Origin of the sequence: Streptomyces sp. NBC_01197, assembly GCF_036010505.1 — a bacterium.
In the GTDB taxonomy this organism is placed as follows: domain Bacteria; phylum Actinomycetota; class Actinomycetes; order Streptomycetales; family Streptomycetaceae; genus Streptomyces.
This window is the reverse complement of the sequence record NZ_CP108569.1, coordinates 4135379-4147652: the sequence shown is the minus strand read 5'-3', so window position 1 is coordinate 4147652 and position 12274 is coordinate 4135379. Positions and strand designations below refer to the sequence as shown.

The following is a 12274-nucleotide window of genomic DNA, read 5'->3' as shown; positions in this document are numbered from 1 at the left end:
GGTCCGTTCCTTTCGTGGAAGTGGTGTGCGGTGGGGAGGGCCGGGGGTCCGGCCACGCGGGCGTGGCCGGACCCCCCGGTCACGCGGGCGTGCCGTCCCGTGGGGCGGAGGGCCAGACGCTGAGATAGCGCTCGCCCGTGTCGGGCAGGATGGTGACGATGGTCCTGCCCGCGTTCTCGGGGAGCTGGGCGATGCGCCGGGCGGCATGCACCGCCGCACCGGAGGAGACTCCGGCGAGTACGCCCAGGCCCCGGGCGAGCCACCGGGCCGTCTGCATGGCCTCGTCGTCGGAGACGGTCAGCACCTCGTCGATGAGATCGAGATCGGTGGTATCGGCGACGAAACCGCCGGTCAGCCCGGGAATGGCATGCGTACCGGCATAGCCCTTGGTCAGTACGGGGGAGCTCTCCGGCTCCACCGCGATGGCTTTGAGCTGCGGATTGTGCTCCTTGAGGAAGCCGGCGGTGCCGCACAGCGTGCCACCGGTGCCGATGCCGCACACCAGGATGTCGACGCGGCCCTCGGTGTCGGCCCAGATCTCCGGGCCCGTGGTCGCGCGGTGGGCGCGGACGTTGTCGAAGTTCTCGTGCTGCCGGGCGAACCAGGAGCCCGGCGTCGCGCGGTGCAGTTCCTCGGCCCGGTCGATGGCGCCCTGGAAGCGGAGTTCGTGGGGGGTCAGCACCACCTCGGCACCGAACGCCTTCAGCAGTCCGATCCGTTCGGTGGTCGCGCTGTCCGGGAGCACGATCACACAGCGGTAGCCGCGGGCCGCCGAGAGGGCGGCCAGTGCGATGCCGGTGTTGCCGGACGTCGCCTCGACCACGGTGCCGCCAGGCGGCAACTGACCGCTCTTCACCGCGGCGTCGAGCATCCACAGCGCGGCCCGGTCCTTGACGCTGGCCAGCGGATTGGCCGACTCCAGCTTGGCCAGCAACCGCGCGCCCTCCGCCGCCCCGGCCACCGGCAGACTGAGCAGCGGCGTGTTCCCTATCAGCTCCTCGATGCTGCGGGCGATACGGGGGCGGGCACCGGGCACCAGCACCTGCGACGGTGATTCGGACATGGGTGGCCTTCCTCCGACATCCTTGACAGTGCGGGGCGGGGTCACCAGGAGCCCGCAGAGGCGGTGTGGCGCAGGAGCTCGATCGCGCACTGCGGGGTCTGCCGGGGCGGTCCGGGGGTGGTGGCGCGCGCGAGGACCCGTGCTTTCGCCGGCACGTCCTTGACGACGAACGTCCGGGCTCCGACGACGGCGCCGGCCTCGACGGTCACCGGGCCCAGAACCGTCGCGCCCGCGCCCAGCACGACACCGTCCCCGACGACGGGGTGGCGTCGCTCTCCCTCGGGCCGCCCGTTGTCGTGCCACCAGCCGATCGCGCCGAGGGTGACCTGGTGGTAGATCGTCACGTCATCACCCACCCGCGCGGTCTCACCGATGACCACCGCTGCGCCGTGGTCGATGAACACCCTGCGGCCGAGCTCCGCGCCGGGGTGGATCTCCGTACCGGTGACCGAGCGCACGAGAACCATCAACGCGCGTGCGGGCACCCGGTGGCCTCGCCGGTGCAGCCGGTGGGCGATGCGGTGGGTCCACACCGCGGGCAGCGCGGGGTGAAGGAGGGCCTCCACGTGTGTGCGGACCGAGGGATCCCGCTCGATGACGGTACGCAGATCCTCGCCCAGCGTCCGCAGCAGCATCCGTGCTCGGCTCACGCGCCCACCCCCGATTCTTCTCTTCTACTGATCTTTAGATTAACCGAGTGCATTTCGCTCCGCAAGAGATCTCCGTCGGGCCCCATCACTTGACGTCCAGTCCGGCTTCCCGGGGGATGCCGGCCATCGTGTCCTGGTCGAAGTTGACCGCGCTGCACCAGCGGCCCGGCGCCAGCAGCAGCCAGATGTCGCTGATGATGGTTCCTTCGATCACCTCGTCGCCGTGCGCCCATCCGACGGCCTCGTGGCTCACCTTGTCGTCGGGAAGGAGCAGTTGGAGGACAGGGCTGTCCAATGAGGGGCCGGAGCGGACGTTGGCGTCCCGCCAGATCGGCCCGGCCGTGAAGACGTGCGCGCTCTGCTGCTGTTCTGACACGGAAAACTCCTCTGGGATGCGGTGAACGGTGTGGCGAAAGGTGCGGTGATCGGTGTGGGGGTCAGCTGCGGCTGGCGGCCAGGCGCTGCCGGGACGAAGCGGCGGCGTTCAGGGACGCCATGGGGAGCACCTGGGAGATCATCACGGCCATCCGGGCGCGGGACTGGCGCTGTTCGGACGACAGGTCGTCCGTCATCAGCGCCTCGTCGTCGGCCCAGTCGCGCGCGGTCACCCCGAGGGGCGTCGGCCAGGCGCGCAGGGCGTGGCCGATCGTGCGCAGGGTGGTCAGGGTGGATGCCATGCCCTGCGCCCCGGCGCCGACCGCGACGCAGCCGACCGGCACTCCCTCCAGGAACATCCGGGGTGCGACCAGGTCGTTGGCGTAGTCCAGGGCGTTCTTCAGCAGCCCGGAGACCGTGCCGTGATACGTGGGCGAGACGAGAACGAGCCCGTCCGCGCGGCTCAGCGCGCGCACGAACCCGCCGGTCTCGCCGCCCTGTTCGGACAGACCGGGCCGGTAGAAGGGAAACTGCAGCTCGGCCCCTGTGAACACGCGTGCGGAGGCCCCCTGTTTCGCGCACTGCCGCGCGCACCAGCGCGCCACCCGGTCCGAGGTCGAGTCCGCCCTCAGCGATCCGCTGACGAGCACTATGTTCGGTGTGTCCACTGCAGTGACAACCTCCGTCGATGTCATGCGCCGGCCGCGTCGGCGCCTGTCCGGCGGACCGGGATCGTTCGGACCCAGTCCGCTTCGGTGAGAGGAACAGCCGTACCCGGCCGCCAGTCGACGACGTCGAGCGTGGCGGCGTCCTTGCGGCCCCGCTGCCTCATGGCGCCGTCGCGCACCCGCGCGTGCTCCCGGCTCGCGCCCTGGTCGAGGGCGCCCTGGCTGCGCGAGTGCAGCACGATCCGGGCCGTGCGCCCGACGCGCTGCGCCTGGTAGCGGATGAGGGCCTCGCCCGGATCGGCACACGCCCTCAGTGACTCGGCGAGCACGACCGCGTCCTCGATCGCCGTGTTCGCGCCCTGGCCCATCGCGGGTGCCATCGGGTGTGCGGCGTCGCCGAGCAGGGCCACCCGGCCGTCCACCCAGCACGACACCGGGTCCCGGTCGTGGATGTCCGTCACCGACAGGTCCGCCGGGGCAGCGGCACGGATCACCCGTACGACCGGCTCGTGCCAGCCGGCGATGCGGCCGAGCAGCGCCGCGAGCGCACCCTCCTGCCCCATGGCCGGCCAGACACCCGGCGGAGAGGTGATCTTCGCCGTCCAGTACAGCGTCTCCCCGTCGGCCGGGGCCACGAAGATCTGTACGCCCACCCCGTTGACGACGAACGACCGGGGGTGCAGCTCGGACCCGACGGTCCGGCCCCGGACCGAGGTGTACCCCAGGTACTGGGGCGGGCCGTCCCGCAACATGGCGGCGCGCACCGCGGAGTTGAGGCCGTCGGCCGCCACCAGGACATCGCTGTCCAGGGTGGTGCCGTCCGACAGGCGCACGGACACCTGGCCGCCGTCCTGGTCGTACCCCTCCACGGCAGTGCCGAGGCGGATGTCCGCCCCCGCCGCTGCCGCCTCCCGCAGCAGCAGGTTCTGCAGCGCCGTCCGCAGGATGGGCACCTGGGGCAGGCCCAGGCGCCGGCCCATCTCACCGATCGGCTCCCGGGTCAGGACCCGGCCGGCCGAGTCCATCAGCACCCGCACCTCGTCGGGGCCCACCACATGTCCGGCCGCGCGGATCCCCGCGCCCAGCCGGGAGCTGATGGCGTCGGCCGCGGCGATGCCGTTCTGGTAGAGCAGCAGACCGGACCCGACGTCCTCGATGCGCGCCGCACGCTCGATCACAGTGACCGCGAGCCCCGAGGACGCCAAGGCGGCGGCGGTCGCCAGACCGCCGATCCCGCCGCCCGCCACGACCGCACGGTGGCTGACGCTCACTGGATCCACCGTCCCTCGTACGAGCCGAACGTGCCGTTGTCGGCATCCCAGACGACCTCGCCGCGCCGCATGGTCCGCAGCACCCGGCCGGCCATCGTCCAGCCCTCGTACGCCGACCAGCCGCACTTGGACCGCACGCTCCGCGCCGACAGCATCCAGGGGTCGTCCGGGGCGAAGAACACCAGGTCGGCGTCTGCTCCCGGGGCGATCCGCCCCTTGTCCCGCAGACCGAAGAGTTCAGCGGGCCGCGCCGACAGATGGCGGACCAGGCGGGTGACCGCGACGTCGGGATGTTCGTCGGGCAGCCGTCTGCGCATACCCGTCCACACCGCGACCGCCAGTTCCTGTACGCCGGGCTGGCCCGGCGGCGACTCCTGGACCGTCCGGGTCTTCTCCTCGATCGTGTGGGGCGCGTGGTCACTGCCGATCGTGTCGGCCTGACCGGCTGCCAGTGCCTGCCACAGCCGGTCCTGGTCGCTCTGCTGGCGGATCGAGGGCGACAGCCTCGTCCGGGCACCCAGACGCAGGGTGTCGGTGTCGGTGAACGACAGGTGGTGCCCCGTCACCTCGAAGGTGACGGGCAGTCCCGCGGCGCGGGCGGCGCACACCAGATCCGCCTCCTCCCGGCTGGAGAGGTGGAGTACGTGCGCCTCGGTGCCGTGCCGCCGGACCAGTTCGATGACCTTCGCCACCGCCGAGATCCCGCCGCTGCGCGGGCGGCGCGCCTCGTAGTCCAGATAGCTGTCCGGGGCGCCCCACCACCCGTCGAGCAGCGAGAAGAGTTCGCCGTCCTCGGCGTGCAGCACCAGTCGTACCCCGGACTCCGCCGCGGCGATGAATGCCTTCTCCAGCTGCGCCGGGTCACGGAACACGGTCGGAGCCGTGTGGTGACCGGCCATGAAGATCTTCGCGCTGGTGGCGACTGCGGGGTCGAGTCCGGCCAGCGCCTCCGGCCGGGCCGGGTCAGCTCCGATGTGGAACCGGTGGTCGACCAGGGAATGGCCCGCGATCAGCGCCGCCTTCTCCCGGATCTCGTCGGCGGTCAGCGCCGGCGGGCTGGTGTTGGGCATGTCCAGCACCGTGGTGACACCGCCCGCCACGGCCGCCCGGCTCCCGTGCTCCCAGTCCTCCTTGTACGTCAGGCCCGGGGTACGGAAGTGCACATGGGAGTCGATCAGGCCGGGCAGGACGTAGCAGTCGCCGGCGTCGACCACCGTCACCCCGGGGGGCGGTGCGGCACCTGGTTCCAGGACGGCGAGGACGCGCCCGTCCGCGATCAGCACCGTGCCCGCCCGGACCCCCGTGGGAGTCACGAGTCTTCCGGCGGTGACGGCGAGGTCGGCGGTGGTCAGTTCGGCCATGTCGAAGCCACCAGTTCTCTGCAGAGGGCGTTGGTCGGCCCCATCAGGGCCACGGCCCGGACATCGGAGAGCAGCCGGTTGATACCCGAGGCGGCCGTGTATCCGGCCGAGCCGAGCATCCCGGCCGCCTCAAGACAGATCTCCTCGGCCACCGCGGAGGCGTGCAACTTGCTGTGCAGCGTGGTCGTTCCGGGGTCGGCCGACGACCGGGCGCCCGCCCTCTCGACCACCGCCCGCGCCGACTCGACCCTTGTCGCCATGGACACGAGCCGGTCCCTGACGACCGGCGACGCCAACTGGCCCCGCTGTCGCAGGTGTTCGACCAGCAGCTCGAACGCCGCCTGGGCGGCCCCCACGGCGACCGCGCCCAGCGAGGCCCCCGACTCCCGTACCCCCGCGATGATCTGCGCCGCCCGGCCCTCGGGGCCCAGCCGGTCCGTGTCGGCGACGACGCACTCGCGCATCGAGACGAACCCGGTCGCCGACCCCCTCATGCCGACGAGATCGAGGCTCAGATCGGGGAACAGCCCCGGGTGGCCCGCCTCGATGAGGAAGAAGGTCTGTCCGGCCGCCCCGTAGCCGCTGCCCGTATCCACGGGCCGGTCCCCCGTGCGCACCAGGACGAGGTACACATCGGCGACCGACGCGGTGGTGGTGAAGGACTTCGCCCCGTCGAGCACCCAGCTCCCGTCGGGCCGGCGCACGGCGGTACTGCTGAGGTCGCGCTTCGCCGCGCCCGCGCCTTGCTCGCTCCACGCGGAGGCGGCGAGGCAGGTGCCGTCCGCCAGCCGCGGCAGGAGTTCCCGCTTCTGTCCTGGCGAGCCCCACTCGGTGATCCGGGAGCTCACCGCGAAGTGCTGGAAAGCCATGATGGCCAGGGACGGGTTCAGCCGCGCGAGCCGCTCGACGACCCCGTTGACGTCGGTCGCGTCACCCCCCGCCCCGCCGTACTCACGGGGGACCGCGGTGGCGAGCAGACCCGACGCACGCAGCTCGGCCAGCGTCTCGTGGTCCGGTTGCCCGGTGAGAGCGGTCCGGTCGGCCGACTGCCGCAGTCTCACGGCCAGTTCGGGGTCGATATCGGTGTCGGTTCGGACGTCGTGGACGGTGCCAGGCATTTCCGGTGAACTCCTCACAACGTGGTTGGTGCCGACGGCTCCAGCGGGAACGCCCCCTGGAATGTCACCCGTTTACGTTCGACGGAGACCCAGCACAGCGAGGCCACCCCGTCGATGTCCTGGACGGCCGTGGTCACCGCGGTGCGGCCGCCGGGCGTGACGATCTCCAGGCCGTCCGGGCAGCCCAGCTCCTGCGCTATCCGCCAGGGCACGGTGCCGGGGACCCGGATGGCCGAGCCGAGACACACCGCACCGGTCAGCGCGATGGTCGGATGCCACGAGGGCACCGAGATCGCCCGCGCGGCGATCCGGCCCGCCTCCACCGGCAGCAGGGCGGCGATTTTGGGGAACGCCCCGCCCGCGGCCCAGCCCAGCTGGTCCGTCACCGCAGCGCGGATCCGGGCGAGAACCCCGAAGAGGGCATCACCGCCGGCGAACAGCGCGTCGGGGTCCTTGACGCCCACCGTGCGCGCGTCGAGGAACGCGTACGCGTTGCCGGACGACACCAGCGACACTTGGTGCAGCTCACCGTCGACCGCCACCGCGGTCCGCGGCTCGCCGGTGATCAGCAGTTCCGTCAACGGAATCACCCTGGTGGGCACGGAATGCACGGTGAACCGCGCCGTGTCGCGGTCGACGGCGTCGACCTCGCACACCACGCTGTCGCCGTTGTTGAGGACATGCACCCGCACCCTGGTGCCCACGGACAACCGGGGCAGCATGCCCATCCGCTCGGCGACGACGGCCGAGGACAGGATCGAGTGCCCGCACGACCCTCGCAGGTCGAACGACTCCGCCGCCCCCGGCAGCGCCTGTACGAAGCGGTACTCCAGGTCGTACATGGGGTGCGGGGAAGGACGCACCAGCGCGATCTTGAGCACATGCCCGTTGCCGGTCGCGTCGAGGAGACGCCGGACGCCGGCCAGATGCTCCAGCAGGGCGCTCTCGGTCTGCGGAACCGTGTCGGCGGCGAGGACGAGCGTGGGGCAGGGGCTGCCTGTCGCGTACGCGAGATGCGCGATCATGCCGCGGCCCCGACGTCGACCGGTCTCGTCGTCCCCTGGAACTGGTCCCGCCACACCTCGTGCGTCATCAGCGCCCAGATGGTCAGCGCGGTGGTGTCGTCGGGCCGCTGCGCCTGTGTCTCGAAGAGGGCGTCGACCGCGTTCGGGTCGAGCCGGCCGGCGGAGCGCAGCCGACTCGTCGCGAGAGTGTCCCGCGCCATCTCCCACAGGGGTGACCCGGGAGCGATCATGGCCGTGACGGGAAGCGTGAACGGCTGCTTCACTCGCTCGTGCACCGCGTCGGGGACCAGGCCGGCGGCCGCACCGTAGAGCGTCCGCTTGACCTTGCCGCCGCCGATCCTGAGCCGGTCGGGCAGCCCCCGGCCCAGCGAGGTGACGCTGGGCTGGCAGAAGGGCAGTCGCGACTCGACCGAGTGCGCCATGCTGAGGTGGTCCACCCTGCGCAGGTGGTAGGCGGGCAGCCGGTAGGCGAGTTCGAAGTCGGTGACGCGCTGGAGCACCGTGCCTTCGCCACCGCGCAGCGGGCCGAGAGCCTCGGCGGGGATCGCAGGTACGCCCTCGACGAGCAGCCGGTAGTCGTCTGTGTAGAGCGAGTGCCGCCGGTCGGCGGGGACGACGGCCAGCGCGTCGAGATAGCGCGCGTACCACTCGGGGCCGGCCGGAGCGGCCTCGTGTGCCGCGTGCATCCGCGCATAGCCGCCGAACACCTCATCCGCCGCGTCCCCGGTGAGCGCGACCTTGAATCCGGCCTCCCGCACCGCGGCGAACAGGGCGTAGGTGCTCACGGTGATCGGGTCGGCGTTGGGCTGGCCGAGGTGCCAGACCACGTCCTCGATCAGTTCGGGCAGGGTCGCCGGGTCCAGTTCGACCTGGTGGTAGACGGCGCCCGCATGCTCGGCGGCCTGCCGGGCGAAGTGCCGCTCCTCGAACGGCCAGGTGCCCCGATAGGCGATGTTGAACGAGTGCACGGGCCCGTGCTCGGCCGCCAGAGCGGTCACCAGACTGGAGTCGAGGCCGCCCGAGGTGATCACTGCGACCGGGACATCGGCGACCAGGAGGCGTCCGACCTCCGTGCGCAGAGTCTCGCGCACCAGCTCGGCCGCCTTGTCCACGTCGGCGGGAACCGGCGCGGGAGCGGGCGCACGGCGCACCACATCGGGTGCCCCGCCCAGCTTGCACCGCAGCGTGGTGGCTGCCGGCAGGACCCTGATCTCCTCGAACATGGTGCGCTCGCCGAACGGCGTCTTGCTCGCGAGGTACGCGTCGAGCCCCGGTTCCCAGATCGTCCTGCCGAGCCCCTCGAAGGCCAGCAATGCCGGGATCTCGGACGAGAAGCGCAGCGACCTGTCAGCCGGGTCCCATCGGTAGTAGAGCGGCTTCATCCCCATGTGGTCGGTGGCCAGGAGCAGTTCCGGCCGCTCGCGCAGGTCCAGCACGGCGATGGCGTACATGCCGTCGAGGTGGTCGGTGAACCTTTCCCCGTACTCCTCGTACAGGGCCGGAATGATCGCGCCGTCGCAGCGGTCGGCGAAGGTGTGGCCGCGCTGCCTCAGCTGGTCCCGCAGAGCGTCGTGGTTGTAGATCTCGCCGTTGAACACGACCGAGATCCGCCCGTCGATCTCGTATGGCTGGATGCCGCCGTCGAGGTCGATCACGGCGAGTCTGTTGCTGCCCAGGCCCCAGCCGGGGGCCCGGGACATTCCCGTGTGGTCCGGCCCTCCGTGCCGTTGCAGTGCGCTGACCGTCTTCATCTCGCTCGGTGACGCACTGGCATTGAAATAGCCGTAGATACGGCACATCTTCTTTTTCCTCCCCCAGGACCGCGGTGCGGATATGGCGGTCCGGTCAGCCAAGGACCGTCAGGTTGTGCTCATTGAGCTGTGCGAATCAGGTCGTCGATCCAGTGACAGAGGCACGAAAGGCCCAATGAACTCTCAGTGCCAATGGGCCGGTTGGGGACGACAAACGATCCCGCTCCCCCCGCCCGCTCCCCTGCGCGCACGGAGACCCGAGGACCGGCCACGCCCTGAGACAGGCTCCGGGCCGCGTCCGCGAGGTCGCGAGCCCGGCGCGACTTCGCGGACACGGCCCAGCGCCGCGGCGGGGCGGACTCACCTGTCGCGGCACTACTCCGAAGCCATGGACAGATAGCGCTCCCCGGTATCGGGGAAGACGGTCACGATCGTCGCCCCCGCCCAGCGCTCACGCCGGCTCAGCACACGGCAGACGTGCGCCACAGCGCCGGAGGACACACCGGTGAGCAGGCCGGTGGCCAGGGTGATCTCCCGTCGTACGGTCGCCGCCGCCTTGTCCGGCACGGTGATGACCTCGTCGATGACACCGCGATCGGTGATGTCCGACACGTAGCCCGCCCCGATACCGGGAATCCCGTGCGGACCCGCTCCCCCGCCGGACAGGACCGCCGAACGTTCGGGTTCGACGGCGACCACGTGCACCTCCCCACGCTCCTTGAGGTAGCGGGCCACCCCGGTCAGCGTTCCGCCGGTCCCCACCCCGCACACGAAGACATCCGCCCGCCCGGCGCACGCCTCCCAGATCTCCGGCCCGGTCGTCTCGTAGTGCGCACGCACGTTGGCCGGATTACGGTCCTGGTGGGGCAGCCAGGAGCCGGGGATCTCCCTCTGCATCTCCTCAGCGAACTTCCAGGCGGGCAGCAGCCCTTCCGCGTGCGGCACCAGTACGGTCTCCGCGCCGAATTCGCGCAGGATCTGGCGCCGTTCCGCGGTCGCGTTGTCCGGCATGACGATGATGCACCGATGACCGCGCACGGCGCACACGGCCGCCAGCGAGATGCCGGTGCTGCCCGACGAGCACTCGATCACGGTGCCGCCCCGTGCGGGCAGCAGACCGGTCCGCTCCGCCTCCCGCAGCATGTAGAGGACCGCCCGGTCCTTCACGTTGAACAGCGGATTGAACATCTCCAGCTTGGCCAGCAGCCGCACCCCGTCGGGGACTCCGGGCAGCCGCACCTCCATCGTCGGAGTGTGGCCCACCAGCTCCTCCAGGGAGCGGACCGGCCGCGGAACAGCCCCCGTCATCACGGTTTACGATCCGTTTCCGTGACGCGAGCGGCTGCTCGCGTACCGAGCGCGGCGGCCAGATGGGAGGCCGCCGCCTCTTGCAGATGAGTGATGTCGCTCGACACCGTGGCGAAGGTGAACCCCTCGGTCAGCCGTCGGGCGGCCGTGGAGCCGTCCAGACAGTGGATCCCGCATGCGATGCCCGCCTCGGCCGCGGCTCCGGTGACGTCCTTCAGCGCCTGTTCCAGGCGGTCCTGAACCGCCGGGTCGCCGAAGTACGCGGCCCCGAGCGCGACGGACAGGTCCGCCGGACCGACGTACACCGCGTCCAGGTGCGGGGTGGCGCAGATCGACACCAGATTGTCCATCGCGCCGGCGGTCTCGATCATCGCGATGCAGGCCACCGCGTCGTCCAGCTCTCCTGGAACGGCGCCGAGCCGGAGCTCCGCGCGCACCGGTCCCCCCAGGCTGCGAGTGCCCACGGGCCAGTGCCGGCAGGCGCGGGCGGCGACCGCCGCCTCCTCGGCCGTCTCGACCATGGGGACGATCACCGCGCGCGCCCCCGAGTCCAGGGCCGCCCCGATGGCGATCGGGTCGACCGACGGGACACGGATGATTCCCGCCGAAGACCCCATGGCGTCCACGGCGAGCATCGCGGACTGCCAGCCCTGCTGGTGAAGGACACCGTGCTGGCCGTCGACGCCGATGTAGTCGTAGCCGACGCCCGCGATGCGCTCGGTCCCGACCGGGTTGTCGCATGCGATCCAGTAGCCGACGAGCCTCTCCCGGCTCCGCAGCCGGGCTGCGAAGGCTCCCGGATCGCGCCGTCCGGAGCTCACTGGCCCTCCTCGATCACGTAGCTGCTCTTGCCGTCGAGGCCCACCGGCACGTCACCGGTGATCGAGACCCGGTTCAGCACCCGCTTGTGGCTGTCGTAGTCGTTGACCGCGAAGTGCTGTGTGTTGCGGTTGTCGAAGATCAGTACGTCGCCCGGCCGCCAGGTCCACCGCGCCACGTTCTCCGGCCGGTGCACATAGGACTGGAGTACGTCGATGATCGGGCGGGACTCGCGCAAGGTCAGGCCGACCAGGCGCTGGGCGAAACCGCCGAGGAACAGAGACGGTTCGCCGGACTCCGGATGCACCCGCACCACGGGATGCGCGGTCTCGAACCGCTTGGCGAGGAACGCCTTGCGTGTCGCCTCACCGCGAGCGGTGCGGAGCCTCGGCTGCTCGGCGTGGTTGGTGTGGACGGCCCAGAGTCTGTCCGCGATCTCCCGCAGCTCCGGCGGGAGTTGCCGGTAGGCGGCCTCACCGTTGGCGACCATCGTGTCGCCGCCGTAGGGCGGCAGGACGACACTGCGCAGCGTCGTCCCCATTGACGGAGTCGGTGTGAAGCTGATGTCGGTGTGCCAGTGGTCCGCGCGCTGGTCCTCACCGTCGACCGGGATCACCTGGGGATTCCCATCGGCGGTGCGCATCATCGGGTGCTTCTGCGTCAGCGGGCCGAAACGGCCGGCGAAGGCCAATTGCTCCTCGTCAGTGATCTCCTGGTCCCGGAAGAAGAGCACCTTGTGCTCAAGAAGTCCCTGACGGACCTGGGCGAAGACCGGATCGGGCAGCTCCCTGCTCAGATCCACGCCGATCACCTCGGCACCGATACGGCCACCTAATTTGCGGATATCCAAGGACACTTCTTTGTT

At 71.0% G+C, this 12274-nt stretch carries 12 protein-coding genes; all 12 read right to left on the bottom strand.

The window, feature by feature from the left end; genetic code table 11:
* Positions 1-79: 79 nt before the first annotated feature.
* Positions 80-1063, bottom strand: coding sequence for a cysteine synthase A (gene cysK / locus OG452_RS18980; RefSeq protein ID WP_327296759.1), 984 nt, complete (start codon positions 1061-1063; stop codon positions 80-82).
* 41 nt (positions 1064-1104) lie between these two features.
* A complete protein-coding gene (epsC, locus tag OG452_RS18975) occupies positions 1105-1713 on the bottom strand; it encodes a serine O-acetyltransferase EpsC (RefSeq protein ID WP_442810048.1) in 609 nt (202 codons plus the stop codon).
* Between the two features lie 85 nt (positions 1714-1798).
* A complete protein-coding gene (locus OG452_RS18970) occupies positions 1799-2089 on the bottom strand; it encodes a hypothetical protein (protein ID WP_327296758.1) in 291 nt (96 codons plus the stop codon).
* A 61-nt stretch (positions 2090-2150) separates the two neighbouring features.
* Positions 2151-2756 carry an NADPH-dependent FMN reductase gene (locus tag OG452_RS18965; RefSeq protein WP_327296757.1) on the bottom strand — a complete coding sequence of 202 codons (606 nt, stop codon included), beginning with the start codon at positions 2754-2756 and terminating at the stop codon, positions 2151-2153.
* Between the two features lie 23 nt (positions 2757-2779).
* Positions 2780-4027, bottom strand: coding sequence for an FAD-dependent monooxygenase (locus OG452_RS18960; protein WP_327296756.1), 1248 nt, complete (start codon positions 4025-4027; stop codon positions 2780-2782).
* A complete protein-coding gene (locus OG452_RS18955; RefSeq protein WP_327296755.1) occupies positions 4024-5388 on the bottom strand; it encodes a dihydroorotase in 1365 nt (454 codons plus the stop codon). Before OG452_RS18955 ends, OG452_RS18960 begins: the two co-directional genes overlap by 4 nt.
* Complete coding sequence (locus OG452_RS18950) at positions 5376-6506, bottom strand: acyl-CoA dehydrogenase family protein (RefSeq protein ID WP_327296754.1); 1131 nt, start codon at positions 6504-6506, stop codon at positions 5376-5378. The genes OG452_RS18955 and OG452_RS18950 overlap by 13 nt, the downstream gene beginning before the upstream one ends.
* Before the next feature lie 14 nt (positions 6507-6520).
* Positions 6521-7531 carry a PrpF domain-containing protein gene (locus tag OG452_RS18945; RefSeq protein ID WP_327296753.1) on the bottom strand — a complete coding sequence of 337 codons (1011 nt, stop codon included), beginning with the start codon at positions 7529-7531 and terminating at the stop codon, positions 6521-6523.
* Complete coding sequence (asnB, locus tag OG452_RS18940) at positions 7528-9330, bottom strand: asparagine synthase (glutamine-hydrolyzing) (protein WP_327296752.1); 1803 nt, start codon at positions 9328-9330, stop codon at positions 7528-7530. The genes OG452_RS18945 and asnB overlap by 4 nt, the downstream gene beginning before the upstream one ends.
* Positions 9331-9657: 327 nt before the next feature.
* On the bottom strand, positions 9658-10590 hold the full coding sequence (locus OG452_RS18935) for a PLP-dependent cysteine synthase family protein (protein ID WP_327296751.1): 933 nt from the start codon (positions 10588-10590) through the stop codon (positions 9658-9660).
* Positions 10590-11411 (bottom strand): HpcH/HpaI aldolase family protein, encoded by an 822-nt coding sequence (locus OG452_RS18930; protein ID WP_327296750.1) that lies wholly within the window; start codon positions 11409-11411, stop codon positions 10590-10592. The genes OG452_RS18935 and OG452_RS18930 overlap by 1 nt, the downstream gene beginning before the upstream one ends.
* Entirely contained in the window at positions 11408-12265 is an 858-nt protein-coding gene (locus OG452_RS18925; RefSeq protein WP_327296749.1) for a TauD/TfdA dioxygenase family protein, read from the bottom strand. The genes OG452_RS18930 and OG452_RS18925 overlap by 4 nt, the downstream gene beginning before the upstream one ends.
* Between the last annotated feature and the right edge of the window lie 9 nt (positions 12266-12274).

Bases quoted from the DNA above. Each gene is read 5' to 3' on its own strand.
- cysK (WP_327296759.1), bottom strand. From the start codon at position 1,063: ATGTCCGAATCACCGTCGCAGGTGCTGGTGCCCGGTGCCCGCCCCCGT.
- OG452_RS18955 (WP_327296755.1), bottom strand. From the start codon at position 5,388: ATGGCCGAACTGACCACCGCCGACCTCGCCGTCACCGCCGGAAGACTC.
- OG452_RS18950 (WP_327296754.1), bottom strand. From the start codon at position 6,506: ATGCCTGGCACCGTCCACGACGTCCGAACCGACACCGATATCGACCCC.
- OG452_RS18945 (WP_327296753.1), bottom strand. From the start codon at position 7,531: ATGATCGCGCATCTCGCGTACGCGACAGGCAGCCCCTGCCCCACGCTC.
- asnB (WP_327296752.1), bottom strand. From the start codon at position 9,330: ATGTGCCGTATCTACGGCTATTTCAATGCCAGTGCGTCACCGAGCGAG.
- OG452_RS18935 (WP_327296751.1), bottom strand. From the start codon at position 10,590: ATGACGGGGGCTGTTCCGCGGCCGGTCCGCTCCCTGGAGGAGCTGGTG.